Origin of the sequence: Shewanella colwelliana ATCC 39565 (assembly GCF_000518705.1) — a bacterium.
GTDB classification, from domain to species: Bacteria; Pseudomonadota; Gammaproteobacteria; order Enterobacterales; family Shewanellaceae; genus Shewanella; species Shewanella colwelliana.
Genome location: NZ_JAEC01000005.1, coordinates 62670 through 83889 on the forward strand (window position 1 = coordinate 62670; position 21220 = coordinate 83889).

Sequence of the window (21220 nt, forward strand, 5' to 3'; positions counted from 1 at the left end):
CTCATGATCTGAGCACCACACCACTGGTGGCCTCCCAGCTAACGAACACTTGCTCTTCCCATGTTGGTGAGTCTGAGCGGCGGTCACTATTGGTCATCACTGATTGGATAAGCTGTTTGTTGCTTAAGCGAATGTAGTACACAGAGATACCGCCAAGATAGGCGATATCCTCAACCTCACCTTGACACCAGTTATACTGCTCTTGTGGTTGCTCTCGCGTGATATGGGTCTTTTCTGGTCGCACCGCTAGCCACACATGCTTGTCGTCAACACTGGTCGAAATACCGTGACCAATATAGAACTGCTGTGGCAAATTAGGCGCTTGAATAACGGCATGATCCGCCTCATCGACAATGATCTCGCCTTCGAATAAGTTTACTGAACCGATAAACTCAGCCACCATGCGACTGGCTGGACTTTCATAAATATCCATTGGCGAACCCGTTTGTGCAATCCAACCATCATTCATAATGGAGATACGCTCAGCCATGGTCATCGCTTCTTCTTGGTCATGGGTTACCATCACACAAGTCACCCCTACAGCCTCTAAAATATCGACCACTTCAAGCTGCATCTGGGTACGCAATTTTTTATCCAATGCGCCCATCGGCTCATCGAGTAAGAGTAATTTAGGTCGCTTAGCCAGAGATCGCGCCAAGGCAACACGTTGGCGCTGACCGCCAGAGAGCTGGTTAGGTTTACGTCTTGCATAAGCTTCCATGTGCACCAACTTCAACATCTCTTGCACACGCTGCTCAATGTCAGCTTTTGGCATCTTGTCTTGCTTTAAACCAAAGGCGATATTTTGCGCCACTGTCATATGCGGAAACAATGCATAAGATTGGAACATCATATTAATTGGACGTTCATAAGGTGGCATATCGGTAATATCTTCGCCATCGAGATAGATACGCCCTTCTGAAGGTTTCTCAAAACCTGCTAGCATCCGCAGTAAGGTGGATTTACCCGAGCCTGAACCGCCTAATAATGCAAAAATCTCCCCACGATTAATATTGAGCGAAACGTCGTCCACAGCGCGAACGTCGTCAAATAGCTTGCTGACTCTGTCTATCTTCAGCAATACCTCTCCTTGCGTCTTTGTTGTCGGTTTATTGGTGACGCCCGAATTGCTAGCCATAGTTACTTCTCCACAAAAAGTGCCTTCCAGGCACCTACTGCAATACTGAATAAATTGAAATGAGACAGGGCAAGTAAACTTGCCCTGTTTTAAGCGGGTATTACATACCTGATTTGACTTTGGTCCAAACACGCGTCATGACACGCTGTGCTTTCATTGGACGTACATCAGCAACATAGAGACGTGAAAGAACTTCAGCAGTTGGATAGATTGCTGCGTCATTACGGATCTCTTCATCCACTAACTCTTGTGCTGGGACATTTGGATTAGCGTACGCCACATAGTTAGTAATAGGCGCAATCACTTCAGGGCGAAGTAGGTAGTTGATGAAAGTATGCGCATTCTTGACGTTTTTCGCATCAGATGGAATCGCTAACATATCAAACCAAAGGTTAGCGCCCTCTTTTGGAATCGCATAACCAATCTCTTGGCCATTTTCAGCTTCTTCAGCACGCGCGGCCGCTTGGAACACGTCGCCTGAATAGCCAAAGGCTACACAGATATCACCATTAGCCAGATCGGTAATATAGCGTGAAGAGTGGAAATAGGTGACATAAGGACGCACCTTAGACATCACTTCACCCGCTTTCGCATAATCGTCAGCACTGGTGCTATTAGGATCTAAACCAAGATAAATTAGCGCGATAGGTAACATCTCGTCGGCAGAATCTAGGAATGACATGCCACACTTAGATAGCTTTTCTGCATACTTAGGGTTAAACATTAACTCCAAAGAATCCACTGGTGCATCTTCGCCAAGGACTTCTTTTACTTTCGCCACGTTATAACCAATACCCGTTGTGCCCCAAAGATATGGCACAGCGTGTTCATTGCGCGGATCAGCCGATTCTAGCTGCTTCATCAACTCAGGCTTAAGGTTTTTGTGGTTGCTCAATTGACTAGCATCTAACTTTTGAAAGGCACCCGCTTGGATCTGCTTAGCTAAGAAGTTATTAGACGGTACAACAATATCGTAACCTGAACGCCCAGAGAGCAGTTTAGCTTCAACTACTTCATTGCTGTCAAACACATCATAAATAACCTTAATGCCCGTTTCTTTTTCAAAATTAGCCAAGGTATCTTCAGCGATATAATCAGACCAGTTATAAACGCGCACAACTTCTTCTGCGGTCGCCATCGAACTGGTAAATACCCCAGCTGTCACTAAGGCCAATGTTGTCATTTTCTTTAAAAGCTTCATGCTATCTCCTTATTAGCGTGCCAGTAATGTCTATCTAATTTACTGCCAGTGCATTGCCGCTAAATTACGGCTTTCATTGTTATAATTATCCAATGCTACAACGCGTAAAGCGCATCGGCTGATTGCTTAACATTCAACAGTTCAATCGCACTACCCGCTATCACGAGTAGCGCATTGGTTTAAACTAGTATCCTGATTTTGCTTTGGTCCAAGCACGAGTCATCGCTCGCTGAACCTTCAGAGGACGCACCTCACGAATATATAAATTTTTAATGATTTCATCGCTCGGGTAGATGCCAGGATTATCTAATATCTCCTTGTCCACCATAGCCTGTGCTTTGTCATTAGGATTGGCATAAGCCACATAGTTTGAGATCTCTGCGATCACATCAGGGCGCATGAGGTAATTGATAAACACATGTGCGTTATCAATATTCTCTGCATCGGCTGGGATGGCTAACATATCAAACCATAAGTTAGCGCCCTCTTTGGCTATCGAATAATGGATCTGCTGGCCATTCTTTGCATCGTCTGCACGCGCAGCCGCTTGGAACACATCACCAGAGAAACCGAAGGCCACACAGGTGTCACCATTGGCTAAATCTGTGATATACCGTGATGAATGGAAATAGGTGACGTAAGGACGTACCTTCTCAATCGCCGCGCCAGCGGCTTTATAGTCCTCAGCAGAGGTGCTGTTTGGGTCGAGACCTAGGTAAGAAAGGGCTTGCGACATCATCTCATCGGCTGAATCCATCATAGAAAAGCCACAGCTTGAAATCTTTTCCGCATACTTAGGTTCAAAAATCAGCGCTAAAGAATCAACCGGCGCATCTTCACCTAAAACGGCTTTCACTTTTTCAACGTTATAGCCAATCCCTGTTGTGCCCCAAAGGTAAGGCACTGCATAACGGTTTTGTGGATCAGCCTTCTCTAATTGCTTCATTAAATCGGCATTAAGATTACCAAGGTTAGTCAGCTTAGTTTTATCCAGTGGTGCAAACGCCCCCACCTTAATCTGTTTAGCGAGAAAATCATTAGATGGCACAACAATGTCATAACCCGAATGGCCAGATAGCAACTTAGCCTCAACCATCTCATTGCTGTCGAACACATCATAAATCACCCGAATACCGGTCTCTTTATAAAAGTTCTCTAGTGTATTTTCAGCGATATAGTCGTTCCAATTATAGACTTTAAGTACTTCTTCAGCCTGAAGCGAACCACTCGCTAAAGCACATCCAACAACCAAACAAGATGCTTTAACTGTATTAAAAACTGTCATCGATTTCTCCATTGCTACCGCCGTTTTCACGGGGCATAACTGTCAGTCATAAGTAGTGTCGATTTATCGACATCATTATTTTGTTATTATTGACCAATGCTACAGCTTACAACCGCATCGAACCCATCTAACGCCTTTTTCTCCCGTAGAATAAAACTGAATACTTTCCCGTTCAAGATGAATTTAAAACTCTTAAACTTTCCAATCACAACGCAATCATCACTCGTAAAAAATTATCCTTTACGCCCCAAAATGATTAGGCTTTCGCACCATAAAAGTGCAGTAACCAACTAAACTGTAAGCAATAAGAACTCTCGCTCCCACGAACTGATCACACGTCGAAAATTTTCTAAATCCGCCTGTTTAACCGCAATATAGCCATTGGTAAACGTTTCGCCTAAATATTCACGCACAGCAGAACTCTCAGACATCACCGCCAAGGCTTCTTCTAGCGTTAAAGGTAGGCTGTTACCTTGACGATTCTCATTGGCACGGCCCTGTACAGGTGTTGAAGGCTTAACGTCTTCAACCATCCCCATATAGCCACACAACAGAGTCGCTGCGATCGCTAAATAACTATTGGCATCGGCGCCTGCAATACGGTTTTCAATACGACGGTTTTGTGGTGATGATTCAGGAATACGCAAACCACATGTCCGGTTTTCATCGCCCCACTCTAAGTTCACAGGCGCTGATGTCCCGGGCAAAAACCGTCTAAATGAGTTCACGTTAGGTGCCATCAATGGCAACAATTCAGGAATGTACCTTTGTAAGCCACCGATATAACTTAAAAACTTAGCACTCATCGTGCCATCTTCATTTGTAAACACGTTTTGACCTGATTTCGCATCAACCACACTTTGGTGAATATGCATCGAACTGCCAGGTTCTGCAGTAACAGGTTTTGCCATGAAGGTAGCACACACATTATGCTTTAGCGCCGCTTCACGTAGGGTGCGCTTAAAAACAAATACTTGATCAGCAAGCGACAGCGCATCACCATGGCTGAAGTTAATCTCCATCTGTGCCGTGCCCTCTTCGTGGATCAAGGTATCAATATCTAACCCTTGGGCTTCGCACCAGTCATACATATCTTCAAATAGCGGATCATATTCATTGGCTGCATCAATAGAGAAAGATTGACGGCCAGACTCTCTCCGACCACTGCGACCAATGGGCGGACTTAATGGAATGTCCGGATCTTCGTTTGGTTTAGTGAGGTAAAACTCCATCTCAGGCGCAACGACGGGCTTCCAACCCTTTGCGTCATAAAGCTTTAACACTTTCTTTAATAGATTACGTGGCGAAAGTTCAATGGGGTTACCCATCTTGTCATAGGTATCATGAATAACCTGTGCGGTTGCCTCAACGCACCAGGGCAACATATATATGGCGTTTTCGTCAGGAACACACTCAAAATCGATATCAGCTTTGTCCAGCAACGAATCGTAGACGTCGCCATCAACATAATCACCGGTAACCGTTTGCAGCAAAACACTCTCTGGCAAACGCATCCCTTTTTCATCAATAAATTTACCCACTGGAGCGATTTTGCCGCGAGCAATACCTGTCATATCACTGATGACACACTCGACTTCGGTGATCTTATTTTCTTTTAAATAACTGATTAACTTCTTCATGTGTTTATCTCGTTCGTTTCGATGCGCGCACTTGGCACGCCGTATTGAATGCACTAAAAATGGCGCGGTAAAAGGCGTTATCGAGTACCTTCCATTCAGGATGAAATTGAACACCTAACGCAAAATTCTTAGCATTTTTGACCGAAAAAGCCTCGATGAGTCCGTCCAAGGCGTAAGCTTCTGGCCGCAATCCAACACCCAAACGGTCGACACCTTGAGTGTGTACAGAGTTCACCTCTGCTAAATTGCGGCCCCACGCCTCGTGGAGCAATCCTCCAGGTTCTATCTTGATCTCATGAGATAAGCCATATTGAATATCTACTGAAGCAGTTCTATCTTCCCTGTGTTCTATTAGGCCATCCACTTCATGTAATTTTTGATGCAAAGTGCCGCCATAAACGACATTCATCTCTTGAAAGCCTCTACAAATCGCCAAAACAGGCACACCGGCATCAATTGCCGCACGTAATAGAGGTAAATTTGTCGCATCGCGCTTAGGATCATGCAGGGTATCAACGTCGCTCGTCGGGCCATCATAATGATGAGGTTCGATATTTGATGGGGACCCGGTAAATAAGATACCGTCCAGACGAGGAAGAATAGTCTCTGCAGGACAATGCCCTAAGGCGGGAATAACCAAAGGCCATGCGTTAGTCGCATCTGCAATACTGAGAAGGTATTTTTCACCAACAATATTAAACGGATGCAAACCTAGTTGTTGATTACACGCTGTCACGCCAATCACTGCGAGTCCTTCCTCGGACATAGTTCACCTGTGTTGTTGCTTCATTCTTATAGTTATAGATAAATGAACACCATGTAACAAAGCGTTCATTTTTTCACACACTACACTGAAAAATATCACTAGGCAATAGGTGTTCACCAACAAAATATACAATACTTTATGGGTAACAATAAAAGTCTTATTAAACAGAAGTTAATAACGAAACAGCTTTTATAGGCAGCATAAACGCATGCGACATTAAGCCGTGAGTATGTGACATCGCTCCCAAGGTTGCGTTATCGGAAGCCCAGCCATATTCACTATGGTTTGCGCGATATTATTTACACTAATAAGGAAAGATAAACCCAAAGAAAAGCCGAGGGTCACGCGGTGATCACGAGGTTTTGAGGAATAAAAACAAAGGGGTTCCTAGGCGTCAATTAACGCCTAGTAAGGAAAGACAAGATTAGAAGTTTGCAGGTGTGGTCGCACTAACGATTCGGCAAGGTGCCTCAAAAGGGTTGCGAAAACGGTGTGGCTGTTCACTATTAAAGTAATAGCTATCACCCTCCTCAAGCACAAATACCTCTCCACCCACGGTGATCTCTATCTTACCTTCAATCACCATGGCGGCTTCCTCGCCTTCGTGCTGAAGCATCTCTTCGCCAGTATCAGAACCAGGTGGATAAACTTCATTCATCACAGACATTGCGCGGTTAGGGTAATCTCGTCCAATTAACTTGTAATCTAGATTGCCATCACCAATATCCAATAACTCTCCAGCACGGTAAACCACCTTTGGCTCGCTAGGCTCATTATCTTCAATGGAGAAGAAATCCACCAAGGACATAGGTAGTCCAGACAATACTTTTTTTAGGGAACTCACCGAAGGGCTGACACTGTTTTTTTCGATCATTGAGATCGTGCTATTAGTCACACCAGCTCTTTTTGCCAATTCTCGTTGCGATAAACCTTTCATTTTACGTACAGCTTTGAGATTTGCGCCTATATCCAAAAAAAGACCCTCTTCTAAACGAACTTATGTAGAAATTATTTAACATACTAGTTTGTCTCACACAAAAAAGCATGTTAAATATAATCAACAGGTGTGAAGTATAACTAACCCAAGCGCAAAGTATACTGCACTCAAGCCAATTTAGTCGAATAACGATAAAAAATGCCGATTTTGGAGCCATGATGTCCAGTAAAAGCCCCGTTCACAGCAATAACTATCCTGACTCCTATTACTACGCCACAGCAAATGCTTTGCATGAAGCGCCTCAACTGACTGAGCACATTAAGGTCGATGTCTGTGTGGTCGGTGGTGGCTTTAGTGGCATTAACACCGCCATAGAACTCGCTCAAAAGGGATTTAGCGTCGCACTACTCGAAGCTAAACGTATTGGTTGGGGAGCATCTGGACGTAATGGCGGTGAGCTTATTAGAGGAATTGGTCATAATGTTGACCAGTTTCGTGATGAGATTGGTCACGATGGCGTAAACGCTATCCACGAAATGGGCTTTGAGGCGGTGCAGATAGTACGCGACCGAGTTAAAACGCACAACATAGACTGTAACCTGAAAATGGGCTATTGCGACCTTGCCATCAAACCACGTCATATGGAGGAACTTAGCGCTGACTACGAGCAGATGCTAGCGCAAGGACGTGGCGAGGGTTTTAAACTGCTACAACAGCGAGATGTGGGTGAGGTTATCGGCTCATCGGTATACAGCGGTGCATTAGTAGACATGAACAGTGGTCACCTGCATCCACTAAACTTAGCGCTAGGTGAAGCGCAGGTTGCACGCTCACTTGGGGTGCAGATATTTGAATACAGCGCCGCCACCAAGATAGTAAAGGGTGACAAACCGCAAGTTATCACCGACAAAGGTGTCGTCGATTGCCAGTACGTCGTGTTAGCGGGGAATGCCTATATTGGCCATAAACTCGACAGCTACGTCGGTGGGAAAGTGCTTCCCGCAGGCAGTTACCTGCTTGCAACAGAGCCGCTGACTCAAGCCCAATGCGATGCAATAATTCCACAAAATATGGCTTTTGCCGATCTCCGCATCGACCTCGATTATTTCCACCTATCCCAAGACAACCGATTGCTCTTTGGCGGTCTATGCACCTATTCAGGAAAAGATCCTAAAAACATTGAAGCGGCACTCAGACCTAATTTAGAAAAGGTATTTCCCCAATTAAAAGGAGTGAGAATCGACTACCAATGGGGTGGCATGATAGGCATTGGCGCTAATCGCTTACCGCAACTTGGACGCCTACCAGATTGCCCCAATATTCTGTATGCGCAGGCCTATGCAGGGCACGGTGTCAATGCCACTCATATGTCAGCAAAGCTCATTGCTGAAGCACTAACAGCCCAAGCTGAACGTTTCGATATCTTTGCTAAAATCCCCCACATGACCTTTCCAGGTGGTCCAACATTTAGGTCACCTATGTTGGCTGCAGGCATGTTGTACCATAGATTTAAAGACCTATTTTAACCGCCATAAAAAAGGAGCCCTTAGGCTCCCTTATGACGCGCTTTAGCTCTCAGTTCACGGTATTACCACTATCACTGCGATCCGATTTGAGTGCGGCGGGACTAATTGGCAACTGATGATTACTGCCCCACTCAGCCCAAGAACCATCATATAATACCGCTCGGTGGTGGCCTGCAGCCACTGAGGCAAGAATTAAAATACAGGCCGTGATACCTGAGCCACAGCTAAAAATACGCTGCTGCTCGTCATTGCCCTCTAATCCATCAAACAGCTTAACAAGCTCAGTGCGCTCCTTAAGCCGATGCCCGTTGAGCACCTGTGCAAACGGCAAATTAACCGAACCGGGTATATGACCACTGCGTACATTGGGTCTAGGCTCCGCCATTTCACCAGAGAAACGTTGTGCTCCTCGAGCATCGAACACTTGCACATGCTCATCATCAAACCGGGCTAATAGATGAGCCGTATCACACACGAGTTCACTATGATATTGGCCATGAAAATCACCCAGTCTATCTTGCTCAGGTTGATGATATGAATCTACGGTCATACGCGCTTCACTCAACCATTGAGGCAATCCACCGTCAAGTACAAACACCCGCTCAAACCCCATAGCTTTAAACATCCACCATGCTCTGGGTGATGAGTAGATCCCTTGGTTATCGTAGATAACAACAGTACTATCGCTATCAATACCAAAGGTGGCTATCGCTTGATTGAACTGCACATCGGTGGGCATTGCATGAATTTGACTTGAGGTCAGATCACAAAATACCTTTTCTAGATCAAATTGCTGGGCGCGCGGAATCGCCACAAACTCGTCATAAACAATCGGCTCTTTACCCACAACCGATTGCATACTGGCATCTAAAACAATCAGATTTGCTTCAAATAGATTGGCTTCAAGCCAGGCCGTGCTGACCAAAGGATATTCCATAACTGACTCCCAACTGGCTCGCGCCAATCAATATTCAAAACTCAATCACTTTGCGCAACATAAACGAATAACCTTGTTATCTACAAGTAAAATATGCACTACCACGATTTCACTGGACCTATATGCCCTAACCGACAGGTAAATAAAAAAGCCCTACAGCGTAAGCTGAAGGGCTTTAATTGAAGCGGTTTGGTTACCGAAAGATTAATCTAACACAATCCAAGTCGCCTTTATTTCAGTATACTTATCAAAAGCATGTAGCGATTTATCACGGCCATTACCCGATTGTTTATAGCCACCAAATGGTGCGGTCATATCACCGCCATCGTAATGGTTAATCCATACCATACCGCTGCGCAGCGCCTTGGCCGTTTTATGGGCTTTATTGATATCAGAAGTCCAAACACCCGCGGCTAAGCCATAGATAGTGTCGTTACCAATACGAATCGCCTCATCCATGCCATCAAAGGTAATAACAGAGAGGACAGGCCCAAAGATCTCCTCTTTGGCAATGGTCATCTCATTTTTAACATTGGCAAAGATAGTCGGCGCAACATAAACACCACCCGTCGCAGTCATCACCTGCTCACCACCTTGAACCAGCTTGGCCCCTTCGGCAACACCTGAGCGGATATAACGCAGCACATTATCTAACTGCTGTTGGTCAACGACAGCGCCACAGGTTGTCTCAGGGTCTAGTGGATGGCCTGGCTGCCAAGCCTGCATCTCAGCTTCGATTAAACGAATCAGTTCATCCTTAACGCCTGACTCCACCAAGAGTCTTGAACCTGCGGTACACACCTCACCTTGGTTAAATGCAATCGCAGACGCCGCTGCAATGGCCGCTTTTTGCAGATCAGGCGCATCATTAAAGACAATATTAGGGCTCTTACCGCCCGCCTCAAGCCACACTCGCTTCATATTGGACTCACCCGCATAAATCATTAGCTGCTTAGCGATTTTGGTGGATCCGGTGAAAACTAATGTGTCGACATCCATATGCAGGGCTAATGCCTTACCCACGGTATGTCCAAAACCTGGAAGTACGTTTAGCACGCCTTTTGGCAAACCCGCCTCAAGCGCAATTTGCGCCATGCGTATTGCGGTGAGTGGCGACTTTTCAGAGGGTTTTAACACCACAGAGTTACCCGTGGCTAAGGCTGGCCCTAACTTCCAACATGCCATGAGCAACGGAAAGTTCCACGGCACAATAGCGGCCACTACGCCTACCGCTTCACGGGTTATCATGCCAATCTCATTATGAGCCGTGGGTGCAATCTCGTCATAAATCTTATCGACAGCTTCCCCTGACCAGCGGATCGCTCGCGCCGCCCCGCGACATCTACCGTACGTGAATAACGAATAGGCTTGCCCATATCTAACGTTTCAAGCAGTGCAAGTTCGTCCATATTCGCTTCAAGCAGCTCGGCAAACCGTATCATCACCTGCTTTCGTTTAACGGGTGGCATCTGCGACCAATCACCCCTATCGAATACTTCCCGCGCATTGGCTACAGCAATGTTGGCATCGGCTTCATTACAGCTAGCCACCTTTACCAGCACCTTGCCGTCCACAGGACTGATGCAGTCAAAGGTATCGGATGATGCCGCTGCACAATATTCGCCATCGATAAATGCCTGACCATTGATCGACAATGAATCTGCCATCTGCTGCCATTGTTCACGATTTTCTGGAGTACTCATTCTGACCTCTTAACGGGTGATAAATTACATAATGTTAGTCGAACGCCTTTTCAACACCATAGTTGTTTAGGATAAGTGGAAAACGCTTGCCGTTAGATTACGCTTTTCCCCAGCCTTATTTCAATATTTTTTACAAAAAGTTATTTTTTGCTATAAATAATGAACAAAAGACTTTCATATTCATTATTTCTGACATAGCATAGCAAATATCAACCACTCAAAAAAACAACAACTAATTCGGACCAGGGTAGATGATATGGAAGATTTCAAGAAAGCAGGGCAGAGCCAAGCAGTATCACTCGATCACTATTGGATGCCTTTTACCGCCAACAGACAATTTAAACAAAATCCTAGATTATTAGCTCAAGCCGAAGGCATGTACTACAAAGATGTCGATGGCCGTCCAGTCCTAGATGCCACTGCGGGTTTGTGGTGCTGTAATGCTGGCCATGGACGTAAGGCAATCTCTGAAGCGGTCAGCAAACAGATCCATGAAATGGACTACGCGCCCTCTTTTCAAATGGGTCACCCATTAGCATTTGAATTAGCCCAACGCCTCGCGGCTATTGCCCCTGAAGGCATTAATAAGGTGTTTTTTACCAACTCAGGGTCTGAATCGGTTGATACCGCCCTTAAAATTGCCCTTAACTACCATCGTGCCCGCGGTGAAGCCACTCGTACCCGCTTCATCGGTAGAGAGTTAGGCTATCACGGTGTTGGGTTCGGCGGCATCTCTGTTGGTGGTATTGGTGGCAACCGTCGCACCTTCAGCCAACAGTTACTTCAAGGTGTCGATCATCTTCCCCACACGCTAGACATCAACACCAATGCTTTTTGCAAAGGTTTACCTGAAACAGGTGCAGAGAAAGCTGATGTGTTAGAACAGTTAGTCACGCTGCACGGTGCAGAAAATATTGCCGCCGTGATTGTTGAACCCATGTCGGGATCGGCTGGGGTTATTTTACCACCTCAGGGTTACCTTAAGCGCCTTAGAGAGATCACCAAGAAACATGGCATCTTGCTCATCTTTGATGAAGTGATCACTGGATTTGGTCGTGTCGGTGATGCCTTTGCTAGCCAACGCTGGGATGTGAAACCAGACATGATCACCACAGCAAAAGCTCTCAACAACGGCACTATTCCTATGGGTGCGGTACTCATCGATGATGGGATTTATGATGCCAGTATGGATGCACCGGAAGGAGCTATCGAACTGTTTCATGGTTACACCTATTCTGGGCACCCAGTCGCTGCCGCCGCGGCATTAGCCACACTAGACATCTATGAAGAGGAAAAGCTGTTTGAACGCAGCCGCTCACTCGAAGGCTATTTCGAACAAGCAGTTCATAGCTTGAAAGGCCTACCTAACCTTATCGATATTCGTAACACAGGTTTAGTGGCGGGTATTCAGTTTGCCCCCAGTGACAAAGGGGTTGGCAAACGTGGATTTGGTATTTTTGAAACCTGCTTCAAAAATGGCACTTTAGTGCGTGCCACTGGCGACATTATCGCCATATCGCCACCACTTATCGTTGATAGACAACAGATTGACCACATTGTTAACACCCTAAGTGACGCGATAAAAAGCGTAGGCTAACGACTGATTTTTACCTTAAACCTAATTGAAACTTTGCAGGAATTTTAGCGCTATGCAGCAGATAAACCATTATATAAACGGACAACACACCCAAAAGAGCGAGCGCTGCAGCGCAGTGTATGAACCAGCAACGGGCGAACACAAAGCTGACGTATCCTTGGCGAGTGCAGCAGATGTGGCTGGCGCAATTGAACTGGCTAAGAAAGCTCACGCAAGCTGGTCACAGATGACCCCGCTTAATCGTTCGCGCGTGCTTTTCAAGTTTAAGGCGCTCGTCGAAGCCAACATGGATGAGTTAGCCGCCCTTATCACCCGTGAGCACGGTAAAGTACTCGATGATGCCAAAGGTGAAATCATCCGCGGACTTGAAGTGGTCGAATTTGCCTGCGGTATCCCTCATCTTTTAAAGGGAGAGCATACCGAACAAGTGGGTGGTGGTGTTGATGCCTGGACACTTAACCAGTCTTTAGGTGTCGTTGCCGGTATTGCCCCGTTTAATTTCCCAGTCATGGTACCGATGTGGATGTTCCCTATTGCTATCGCTGCGGGCAACACCTTTATTATGAAACCCTCAGAGAAAGATCCTAGCTCTGTGATGCGTATGGCCGAACTGCTCACCGAAGCAGGACTACCTGATGGCGTCTTTAACGTGGTTAATGGTGATAAAGAAGCCGTTGATACCCTACTTAGTCATAAAGATATTCAAGCGGTTAGCTTTGTAGGTTCAACCCCTATTGCCGAATATATCTACGAAACAGCATCCAAGCATGGCAAGCGTGTTCAAGCCCTTGGTGGTGCTAAAAACCATATGCTATTGATGCCTGATGCCGACCTTGATCAAGCTGTCGGCGCACTGATGGGTGCCGCTTATGGCAGTGCTGGTGAACGCTGCATGGCTATCTCAGTAGTATTGGCTGTTGGTGATGCAGGCGATGCGTTAGTCGAAAAACTGCTGCCACAAATTGAAGCGCTTCGTGTGGGCAATGGCCTTGAAGCCGATATGGATATGGGGCCACTCATTTCAGCTCAGCACCTAGCGAAAGTCCGCAGCTATGTCGACCAAGGTGTTGCCGAAGGCGCTACGCTACTGGCCGACGGACGTCAACTCAGTGTAACGGACCATGAGCAAGGGTATTTCTTAGGTGGCAGTTTGTTTGATCACGTGACCCCTGATATGACGATTTACAAAGAGGAGATCTTTGGGCCGGTGCTCGCCATTGTGCGTGTTAAAGACTATGCAGAAGCCCTCCAACTAATCAATGACCATGAATTTGGTAATGGCACGGCCATCTTTACTCAAAGTGGTGAAGCTGCACGCCACTTCTGTCATCACGTGCAGGTGGGGATGGTTGGGGTTAACGTACCGATCCCCGTGCCAATGGCATTTCATAGCTTTGGTGGCTGGAAGCGCTCACTGTTCGGTCCGCTACATATGCATGGACCTGATGGAGTGCGTTTTTACACTAAGCGTAAAGCGATCACTGCACGTTGGCCTAAGCCCAAAGACGCCCAGGCCGAATTTGTCATGCCGACAATGAAATAATGATTTTAACCTTAACAAAACAGGTGCAGTTATCGCTGCACCCGTATATGTTAAGCCTATAATGTTTGGAGAAAAAATGAGCATTACCGTCAACAGCATTGTTAACTTTAGCCAACACGCAGTTGAGACAGAGTTTTATGATGTCGCCAAGGAGAAGGTGCTTAGCGGTGATCCCAAGCAGCAAATAGATAATCACTACTCTAGTCCATGCAACCAGTTTCATGCGGGTGTGTGGCAAGGTGAAATAGGCAGCTGGAAGATTAATTATACCGAACATGAATATTGCGAAATCCTGGCCGGTGAAAGCGAGATAACCGATCAACAAGGTCAGAGTGTCACGGTAAAAAAAGGCGATCGTTTCGTGATACCCGCAGGCTTTTCAGGGGTATGGAAAATCACCCAAGCATGCAGAAAAATTTACGTCATATTTGAACAAAAGTAACCCTGTTCGAGTTTGAGTAAGCGCCATGATGTCTCAGCATTAAAAGGCTGTTGTTTGGCTTAACTAAGTCCATTTATTGGTTTAAATGGACTTATGTCAACAAAGTGAAATGGAGAAAACACCGTGTATAAAAAATTTAATAAAAAACGGATTGCCCAAGTCGTGGGACTAACCTTAGCAACAGCGCTAATGGCCCCTATTGCTCAAGCAGAAGTATCTGGCGAGATTGGTGTAACAAATGACTATCGCTTCCGCGGTGTATCACAGTCAGCAGGCGACTTTGCCGTACAAGCTGGTATCGATTACAGCATGGAAAGCGGATTTTTCGTCGGAGCTTGGGGAAGTAACGTTGATTTTGATGATCCTGAAGATGAAAATGGCGCCAACATAGAAGTTGATTTTTATGCTGGCTACGCTGGTGCTATCGGTGAAGAAGTAGAATATGACGTCACCCTACTTTACTACACTTATCCAGGCGATGATGTATCTCAAGATTACCTAGAAGGTACCATAGGTTTCTACTTTGCAGATTTCCATGCTGCATATTGGTATACCAATGACTACGGCGGAAGTGACCTTGATTACCATTACACCGAGCTCAACTACTCATGGGAGTTTGCTGAAAATTGGAGTTTAGACCTCCATGCTGGCTATAACTTTGGTGATGCACCAGAAGATGATATGGGTACCTATGTTGACTACTCTATCGGTGTTTCAACAGAAATTGCAGGCGTTGGTTTATCTGCAGCTTGGTTAGATAATAACATCGACAGCGAATACCAGTTCGATGAAGGTAGCTTCCGTAACGATAGCACTTTCTTAGTATCGGCTTCATACGCTTTCTAAGCTATCCCGTTCCCATCGTTATTATCGATACAAAAAAACCGCCTTTGGCGGTTTTTTATTGTGTCATTGCAAAACCTTAGGGCTTTCGCCACTGCGTACTTTATCGGCGAGGTTTCGCCAACAATAACCCAGCTCTTTATGTTGTGCTTGACGCTGCGGGAAGGTATTTGAGAGGTTTTCAATAATCTTAGCTTGCTCTTCACACAGTTTTGCCCAGCGCTGGGCATTAGATAGGTACATAGCATCTTCCTTAATTTAGTTAAGTCATCCCTTACAACAGCTTCTGTATATATAGCATAAAGATCCTGCAATAGGGCAAAAACGACTCAATATGAGAAATGACTGTGATCAGTGTGTTGTTTGGCAAACTCATTCAAGGCGAACAGATGCAGCAATGGATATTCTCGGGTCAATTGGTTCATCTCTGAGGCAGACCCCACCTAAGAGCCGAGTGATAGTGCTGCAGGAGTTGCGTTAGCAACGCTTAAATCTAGACTCATTACGCGCTCACTCGTTGCAATAAACGTGGATCGAGTTAATGCCGTTAATACCGTTAATGCACGACGATATGGCGATGCAAGCACAAAGGAGCCAGCTTCATAAGCGCTAAAACCTCGCTGAGCACGCAAATCTTTATACTGATAGGTATAACTACTAGGAAAAAAAACCTACCAAGAGTATCTTGAGTTTAAAAGAGCAAAATAAGGAAATTCAATGACTGCCACCATCTTAAAAACACTTTTTATTCTTATTGGATTGTTTGCGGCTTACAAACTGATTTTTAGCGGCAAGAAAGGCTTAACCCTATTTGAAATGCACTTTAAAGAGGGAAGACTGACCCAACATAAAGGCAAGATCCCCGAACGTTTTGAGCGAGAGTGTCGTGCTATCGCCAAGACTGAAAAACTCACTTGTGTGGTGCGAGCAGAAAAAGTCGGTAACGTGCGCTTGCATGTTTCTGCGAACGTGAGTGACACCATTACTCAGCGAATCCGCAATCAATTTCCCTTTGAGTACTACGACAAGAAGCAGGTCGATAATTCTAAACAGACAGGCTAAACAGATAGGCGGCGCACTGCCGCCTACTTTCAAGACCAAGCTCTAGCCGTTATTGAGTCTCCCCTCACGGCGAGCATCATCAATAATACGTTGATTATCGGTGGCCATAGGGTCTTTAACTTGCAGCGGATCAGTTTGTGGCTCCTCTTCTAAACTAACGTCAATATGGTTGATATTAGCGCAAGCACTCAGCCCTAATAGCCCAAGAAGTAATAGTTTTTTCATTAACTTTTTCTCCCTGCAAAATGCTCTAATCCCCACACCAATCCAATCCCAGCCACCATCGAAGCAATGGCCCAGGCAAGATGTGCAGGCTGACCAGTAAACTGCTCAAACTGCATTGGCGACAAGTTTTGCTCCATCAAAGGCACTAAGTTGCCAGCCGAGTTTTCTCGCCAAGTCAGTACCTGTTTCCATGGCCAAATTTTACCCAAAGTCCCCAACATGAGTCCGGTGAGAAAGATAAGCGTGGCATCGTGATAGCGGCGTAGCAACGCCGATAACAGGTGACTAAAAGTCAATAAACCGAACACACAGCCCGAGGCAAATATCGCTAGAATGAGAATATCAAAGCTCTTCGCCGCACTGAGTACCGAGGTATATAAGCCAAGCAATAGCAAAATGAAACTACCGGAAATACCAGGCAGTAACATGGCACAAATAGCAATACTGCCGCCGATAAACACATTAAGATAGGTCATTTCCAGCGCTATAGGATTTAACACCGTAATGATCCATGCAAAGGCAACACCTGCGGCAAACAAGAGCAATCTCACCAAGGAAAAACCCTGCACTTGCTTCAACATATGAATGACGGAGATAATTATCAGTCCAAAAAAGAATGACCATACAGGAATGGGATAGCTAGCCAGCAGATAGGTGATCAACTTAGCCAAGGTGAAGATACTGGTTAAGATGCCGCCAAAGACGGCAACTAAGAATGGCCCGTTGATATGCTCAAATGCCGCCTTAACGCCCTTCTCTTTGATAACGCCAATCAAACGCGGGTTAATGCGTGCAATACTCTCAAGTAAGGTATCTAAAATCCCCGTAATAAACGCGATTGTGCCGCCCGATACGCCTGGAACCACATCCGCAGCGCCCATCGCCATGCCTTTTAAGTAAGTCAGCAGGTATTTCACTCAAATTCCTTATTAAATAGATCCCACACCGCCATTACGATGTTAATAGCGGTCGATTATACCTATGCTGGTGCCATATAGGTAAATGAACTTTGCTTCATTTACCTTATGCCTTTTCCCCAGCAATCTCAGCTGACAGAAAAACACACCATTGTTAACCAGTTGTTATTAGGCTAATCTATCGACTCATCCGACCAGAACAGACCTACAGGCGAGTCTATGCAACAAAAACCAACCAAGGTGATGGCGTTATACAACAAGGTCACTCGATTGCCATTTGGGCAGAAGATTTTCTCCATTATGGTGTCACGTATGGCCCCCTATTTTGGCACCATACGTCCGCTCATCACCGAGCTTCGTCCCAACTACTGCCAATGCTTTATCAAAAAGCGTAAAGCGGTACACAACCATATTCAGACCGTACATGTTATTGCTATCTGTAACGGCTTAGAGATGGCGATGGGCGTCATGGCTGAAGCCTCTATTCCCTCTCATCTACGCTGGATCCCCAAAGGGATGAGTGTCGATTATACCGCCAAAGCGGGTAGCGACATTCGCTGTGTTGCTGAAGTGACGCCAGAGCAGTGGGTTGAAGGCGACTTACTGGTTCCCGTTACCGCCTATGACGACAATAATGTGATCGTGGTGAAAGGCCATATTAAACTTTGGATCTCTGCTAAACCTGCAAAATAGTCGACTCTCAAGCCATGGCTCCTCTAGCTGGAGCCATGACTGATATAGCCCTACCCGCAATAACCACCACGCTTAAAAATCTCAACATATTAAATTTGTTGACATTAATGTAGCGATCGCTGAAATTGATACTAATTTGGACTCAAGGATGTATCACATGGATCGTTCACCTTTCGCCCCGTTATCTCTATCGATTGCTGTCAGCTTACTTTTTACTCTGTTCAGCCACAGCAATGTTATGGCTGCAGAAATTGTCGATTACAAACCTAACTGTATTACACAAACTATCCGCCCAGTCAGCTTATCCATTACCAGTTCTAAATACCAAGCCCCCCAAAAACCAGAACAAAGCCAAGCCTTTAAAGATGCGCTCGAACGACTACGCCAAATAGCCGATGAGCGCGGTGCCGACACCATTTTACTTATCGATGTGAGAAACTCCGTCATCAACTCCAGTAAAACCAGTCCCCTTTCTGCCCATAGCGACAGAAAAGAGATAAAAATCTCTCAACTGCGTACCCATCTACAAGCACAGCTTTTTACCCAATGTGCCGACGATAAAACCTTCAGTGCAGAGGCCGCCCCATTTAGCCACGATGGCTACAAACTGCAACGTATTGAGTTTGAATATACCTTCGAGGTACCAGAGATAAAATCAGCAGCAAACCTGGCAGCTAGCATTGACTTGCCACCAGCGGCAGTCTCGCTAGAAACAGGCGTCTATGGCGCGCAGCTAGGAATGAGTAAAGCGCAGGTGTTAGCATTACTTGGACCCGCAAGTATAGAGATCCCCGCACAAAATCATCACACCATCTGGGGATATGGCAGGCACATCTGGTTGGTATTTCAATCATCCACACTCATTAATATCAGTAGTGAATCAGATCTATTAACTGCCTATGGGCGAAACCTTATTGAGTTCCGTGATGGATTTGATGACACGCTATGGTCGGTGCAGAACTTATTACCACAAAAAGCCAGCCGTTTGGACGCCGACAAGCAACTCGATAGATGGATAACCCGTCGCACAGACGACACTCTGACGCTGACTGGCAAGGGCAACCAACTCACATTGACCTTTGAAACTTTCCACCCAGACAGCGCTAGCGATCCACAATCTTTATTGACCGGCTTTACCTTGAGTGAAGCACAAAGTCATTCAGTTAAACAACCACAGACGGATCGATTAAATCCAGCCCAAAAAGATTGGCTAATGACTCATTTAGCCCCGCAATACCAGGGCAAACGTCCACTCCTTACTCAATTTCAGCAACAGTTCCCCCACATGACCAAACTTGCCATCTCTGGCTCAGGTGAGTGGTGGATCATTGGTAATCTGCTCCAACTACAATTTGACGATGAACAATTACGTAAAACCAAACTGAGTCAAGGTGTATTCCAAGCAATCTCCGACAAACAATTTCGCGAGGAAGTTAATGCGTTAGCGATCCCAACGATCAAGCAGGGGTTATTGGCTCAATACACAGATGCCACCGACAACTTCGACGCCGTTGATATCTATCGAGATAAGTTTGCAATTTTCGCTAAATATGACTCCTACGACGATGATGCCTTGCTCTATGAAGTCGAGATCGATTACTTTTAGACTTTTTATCCTTGGGAACGAGCTTGAAGGTATTTAAAGGAGCAATCACAGATTGGAACAAAGATAAGGGGTTTGGTTTCGTCCGGCCCCTTGGTGGCACTGATGCCCTATTTGTTCATATCAGCAGTTTTGGCATCAAAAGCGCTCCGCCACTCAGCGGCCAAGTTGTCTATTTCACGCCAAGTAAAGATAAGCAAGGGCGACGCTGTGCCACCATAGTCGATAAACATGGGACATCATTATCCAAAAAAACAAGACCATCATCGACGTCAGCAATACCACTCACATTCAGGTTAATCATAGTAACAACATTCTTTGTTGGCTTAATTAGCGGCTACCTGATGCAGTCTCTCCCTGTCGATGCGCTGTACTACTTTTTAGTCTTAAGCCTTACCGCCTTTACAACCTTTGCCATCGATAAGCGGGCGGCGCAGTTAAACCGGCGACGTATCAGTGAACGAAGTTTGCAAATATTGTCGCTATTAGGTGGCTGGCCAGGGGCACTGCTGGCGCAGCAAACTCTGCGCCATAAATCGCAGAAGAGGAGTTTTCGCATCGGTCTATGGCTGGCAGTCATGATTAACAGCGCAATATTGATATGGCTTACCTATCAAGGCTATCTCAGTAGTTTTAGCCTGATAGATTGGGTATCATGACTCATCAATTTTAACTAAATGAATTAATTATGAGAATGATATTAGCGGTCGTCGTCATTGCTGGGGTGCTGTTTTACTTTTACACCAGCATGAATAACCAAAAAGCGGCCAAAGAGAATATTGAGATGGGTCAGCAATTCTTAGCCGATAACAAAAACAAACCTGGTGTGGTTGAAACCTTAACGGGTCTACAATATCAAGTGTTGGCAAAGGGTGACGGTACTGAACATCCTAAAGCGACCGATACTGTTACCGTCCATTACCATGGCACCTTAATTGACGGCACAGTGTTTGACAGCTCAGTTGAGCGCGGTGAGCCTATCGCCTTTCCACTCAACCGCGTCATTAAAGGTTGGACCGAAGGCGTACAGCTAATGGTGGTGGGCGAAAAGACCCGTTTCTTTATTCCCAGCACACTTGCCTATGGCAATCGCAGTACTGGCAAGATCACTGGCGGCTCAGTACTGATTTTTGATGTAGAGCTAATCAGCATAGATAAGTAA

21 protein-coding genes and 1 pseudogene are annotated in these 21220 nt (G+C 45.7%); 10 read left to right on the forward strand and 12 right to left on the reverse strand.

What is annotated here, in order from left to right; genetic code table 11:
* Position 1: 1 nt before the first annotated feature.
* The 6 genes from potA to L876_RS0102240 form a co-directional block, all read right to left on the reverse strand.
* Positions 2 to 1138 carry a polyamine ABC transporter ATP-binding protein gene (potA, locus tag L876_RS0102215; protein WP_028762298.1) on the reverse strand — a complete coding sequence of 379 codons (1137 nt, stop codon included), beginning with the start codon at positions 1136 to 1138 and terminating at the stop codon, positions 2 to 4.
* A 100-nt stretch (positions 1139 to 1238) separates the two neighbouring features.
* Entirely contained in the window at positions 1239 to 2339 is a 1101-nt protein-coding gene (locus L876_RS0102220; protein ID WP_028762299.1) for a polyamine ABC transporter substrate-binding protein, read from the reverse strand.
* Positions 2340 to 2523: 184 nt separating this feature from the next.
* Positions 2524 to 3624 carry a polyamine ABC transporter substrate-binding protein gene (locus L876_RS0102225; protein ID WP_028762300.1) on the reverse strand — a complete coding sequence of 367 codons (1101 nt, stop codon included), beginning with the start codon at positions 3622 to 3624 and terminating at the stop codon, positions 2524 to 2526.
* 290 nt (positions 3625 to 3914) lie between these two features.
* Positions 3915 to 5264, reverse strand: coding sequence for a glutamine synthetase family protein (locus tag L876_RS0102230; RefSeq protein WP_028762301.1), 1350 nt, complete (start codon positions 5262 to 5264; stop codon positions 3915 to 3917).
* A 4-nt stretch (positions 5265 to 5268) separates the two neighbouring features.
* Positions 5269 to 6030, reverse strand: coding sequence for a gamma-glutamyl-gamma-aminobutyrate hydrolase family protein (locus tag L876_RS0102235; protein ID WP_028762302.1), 762 nt, complete (start codon positions 6028 to 6030; stop codon positions 5269 to 5271).
* Between the two features lie 424 nt (positions 6031 to 6454).
* A complete protein-coding gene (locus L876_RS0102240; RefSeq protein ID WP_028762303.1) occupies positions 6455 to 7003 on the reverse strand; it encodes a cupin domain-containing protein in 549 nt (182 codons plus the stop codon).
* 182 nt (positions 7004 to 7185) lie between these two features.
* On the opposite strand from L876_RS0102240, the gene L876_RS0102245 reads away from it, so the two are divergent.
* Positions 7186 to 8493 carry an NAD(P)/FAD-dependent oxidoreductase gene (locus L876_RS0102245; protein WP_028762304.1) on the forward strand — a complete coding sequence of 436 codons (1308 nt, stop codon included), beginning with the start codon at positions 7186 to 7188 and terminating at the stop codon, positions 8491 to 8493.
* A gap of 49 nt (positions 8494 to 8542) precedes the next feature.
* Here the strand turns inward: L876_RS0102245 and L876_RS20895 are convergent, their stop codons facing one another.
* Positions 8543 to 9430 carry a sulfurtransferase gene (locus L876_RS20895; protein ID WP_051412864.1) on the reverse strand — a complete coding sequence of 296 codons (888 nt, stop codon included), beginning with the start codon at positions 9428 to 9430 and terminating at the stop codon, positions 8543 to 8545.
* 204 nt (positions 9431 to 9634) lie between these two features.
* Positions 9635 to 11133: pseudogene (locus L876_RS20900) on the reverse strand (aldehyde dehydrogenase).
* A 256-nt stretch (positions 11134 to 11389) separates the two neighbouring features.
* On the opposite strand from L876_RS20900, the gene aptA reads away from it, so the two are divergent.
* The 4 genes from aptA (at position 11390) to L876_RS0102275 (ending at position 15561) form a co-directional block, all read left to right on the forward strand.
* On the forward strand, positions 11390 to 12730 hold the full coding sequence (gene aptA, locus L876_RS0102260; protein ID WP_028762305.1) for an omega-aminotransferase AptA: 1341 nt from the start codon (positions 11390 to 11392) through the stop codon (positions 12728 to 12730).
* 52 nt (positions 12731 to 12782) lie between these two features.
* Positions 12783 to 14273: a CoA-acylating methylmalonate-semialdehyde dehydrogenase gene (locus tag L876_RS0102265; protein WP_028762306.1), complete on the forward strand. Its 1491-nt coding sequence runs from the start codon at positions 12783 to 12785 to the stop codon at positions 14271 to 14273.
* A gap of 76 nt (positions 14274 to 14349) precedes the next feature.
* Positions 14350 to 14715 (forward strand): cupin domain-containing protein, encoded by a 366-nt coding sequence (locus tag L876_RS0102270; protein WP_028762307.1) that lies wholly within the window; start codon positions 14350 to 14352, stop codon positions 14713 to 14715.
* Between the two features lie 123 nt (positions 14716 to 14838).
* A complete protein-coding gene (locus L876_RS0102275; protein ID WP_028762308.1) occupies positions 14839 to 15561 on the forward strand; it encodes a TorF family putative porin in 723 nt (240 codons plus the stop codon).
* A 63-nt stretch (positions 15562 to 15624) separates the two neighbouring features.
* Here the strand turns inward: L876_RS0102275 and L876_RS22875 are convergent, their stop codons facing one another.
* Entirely contained in the window at positions 15625 to 15801 is a 177-nt protein-coding gene (locus L876_RS22875; RefSeq protein ID WP_169731087.1) for a hypothetical protein, read from the reverse strand.
* 200 nt (positions 15802 to 16001) lie between these two features.
* Positions 16002 to 16190: a hypothetical protein gene (locus L876_RS22660; protein ID WP_156029360.1), complete on the reverse strand. Its 189-nt coding sequence runs from the start codon at positions 16188 to 16190 to the stop codon at positions 16002 to 16004.
* Positions 16191 to 16275: 85 nt separating this feature from the next.
* Here L876_RS22660 and L876_RS0102285 point away from each other — a divergent pair, with 85 nt between their 5' ends.
* The gene (locus tag L876_RS0102285; protein ID WP_028762309.1) at positions 16276 to 16620 is read left to right on the forward strand and encodes a DUF3634 family protein; all 345 of its coding nucleotides are present in this window, start codon (positions 16276 to 16278) and stop codon (positions 16618 to 16620) included.
* A 42-nt stretch (positions 16621 to 16662) separates the two neighbouring features.
* Here the strand turns inward: L876_RS0102285 and L876_RS0102290 are convergent, their stop codons facing one another.
* Together L876_RS0102290 and L876_RS0102295 are read right to left on the reverse strand one after the other, a co-directional pair.
* A complete protein-coding gene (locus L876_RS0102290; RefSeq protein ID WP_028762310.1) occupies positions 16663 to 16845 on the reverse strand; it encodes a hypothetical protein in 183 nt (60 codons plus the stop codon).
* On the reverse strand, positions 16845 to 17762 hold the full coding sequence (locus L876_RS0102295) for a polyprenyl-phosphate transporter (RefSeq protein ID WP_028762311.1): 918 nt from the start codon (positions 17760 to 17762) through the stop codon (positions 16845 to 16847). Before L876_RS0102295 ends, L876_RS0102290 begins: the two co-directional genes overlap by 1 nt.
* Positions 17763 to 17981: 219 nt before the next feature.
* Here L876_RS0102295 and L876_RS0102300 point away from each other — a divergent pair, with 219 nt between their 5' ends.
* The 4 genes from L876_RS0102300 to bamJ all read left to right on the forward strand — a co-directional run bounded on the left by L876_RS0102300 (position 17982) and on the right by bamJ (position 21220).
* On the forward strand, positions 17982 to 18455 hold the full coding sequence (locus L876_RS0102300) for a hotdog fold domain-containing protein (protein WP_028762312.1): 474 nt from the start codon (positions 17982 to 17984) through the stop codon (positions 18453 to 18455).
* A 157-nt stretch (positions 18456 to 18612) separates the two neighbouring features.
* Positions 18613 to 20061: a hypothetical protein gene (locus L876_RS0102305; protein ID WP_028762313.1), complete on the forward strand. Its 1449-nt coding sequence runs from the start codon at positions 18613 to 18615 to the stop codon at positions 20059 to 20061.
* A gap of 23 nt (positions 20062 to 20084) precedes the next feature.
* Complete coding sequence (locus tag L876_RS0102310) at positions 20085 to 20717, forward strand: DUF1294 domain-containing protein (RefSeq protein ID WP_037427823.1); 633 nt, start codon at positions 20085 to 20087, stop codon at positions 20715 to 20717.
* A 29-nt stretch (positions 20718 to 20746) separates the two neighbouring features.
* The gene (gene bamJ, locus L876_RS0102315) at positions 20747 to 21220 is read left to right on the forward strand and encodes a BamJ family beta-barrel-assembly machinery protein (RefSeq protein ID WP_028762315.1); all 474 of its coding nucleotides are present in this window, start codon (positions 20747 to 20749) and stop codon (positions 21218 to 21220) included.

What these genes read in the sequence shown, in the direction of transcription:
- potA (WP_028762298.1), bottom strand. Translation starts at nt 1,138, where the DNA reads ATGGCTAGCAATTCGGGCGTCACCAATAAACCGACAACAAAGACGCAA.
- L876_RS0102220 (WP_028762299.1), bottom strand. Translation starts at nt 2,339, where the DNA reads ATGAAGCTTTTAAAGAAAATGACAACATTGGCCTTAGTGACAGCTGGG.
- L876_RS0102225 (WP_028762300.1), bottom strand. Translation starts at nt 3,624, where the DNA reads ATGACAGTTTTTAATACAGTTAAAGCATCTTGTTTGGTTGTTGGATGT.
- L876_RS0102230 (WP_028762301.1), bottom strand. Translation starts at nt 5,264, where the DNA reads ATGAAGAAGTTAATCAGTTATTTAAAAGAAAATAAGATCACCGAAGTC.
- L876_RS0102235 (WP_028762302.1), bottom strand. Translation starts at nt 6,030, where the DNA reads ATGTCCGAGGAAGGACTCGCAGTGATTGGCGTGACAGCGTGTAATCAA.
- L876_RS0102245 (WP_028762304.1), top strand. Translation starts at nt 7,186, where the DNA reads ATGTCCAGTAAAAGCCCCGTTCACAGCAATAACTATCCTGACTCCTAT.
- L876_RS20895 (WP_051412864.1), bottom strand. Translation starts at nt 9,430, where the DNA reads ATGGAATATCCTTTGGTCAGCACGGCCTGGCTTGAAGCCAATCTATTT.
- aptA (WP_028762305.1), top strand. Translation starts at nt 11,390, where the DNA reads ATGGAAGATTTCAAGAAAGCAGGGCAGAGCCAAGCAGTATCACTCGAT.
- L876_RS0102265 (WP_028762306.1), top strand. Translation starts at nt 12,783, where the DNA reads ATGCAGCAGATAAACCATTATATAAACGGACAACACACCCAAAAGAGC.
- L876_RS0102270 (WP_028762307.1), top strand. Translation starts at nt 14,350, where the DNA reads ATGAGCATTACCGTCAACAGCATTGTTAACTTTAGCCAACACGCAGTT.
- L876_RS22875 (WP_169731087.1), bottom strand. Translation starts at nt 15,801, where the DNA reads ATGTACCTATCTAATGCCCAGCGCTGGGCAAAACTGTGTGAAGAGCAA.
- L876_RS0102285 (WP_028762309.1), top strand. Translation starts at nt 16,276, where the DNA reads ATGACTGCCACCATCTTAAAAACACTTTTTATTCTTATTGGATTGTTT.
- L876_RS0102290 (WP_028762310.1), bottom strand. Translation starts at nt 16,845, where the DNA reads ATGAAAAAACTATTACTTCTTGGGCTATTAGGGCTGAGTGCTTGCGCT.
- L876_RS0102300 (WP_028762312.1), top strand. Translation starts at nt 17,982, where the DNA reads ATGCAACAAAAACCAACCAAGGTGATGGCGTTATACAACAAGGTCACT.
- L876_RS0102305 (WP_028762313.1), top strand. Translation starts at nt 18,613, where the DNA reads ATGGATCGTTCACCTTTCGCCCCGTTATCTCTATCGATTGCTGTCAGC.
- bamJ (WP_028762315.1), top strand. Translation starts at nt 20,747, where the DNA reads ATGAGAATGATATTAGCGGTCGTCGTCATTGCTGGGGTGCTGTTTTAC.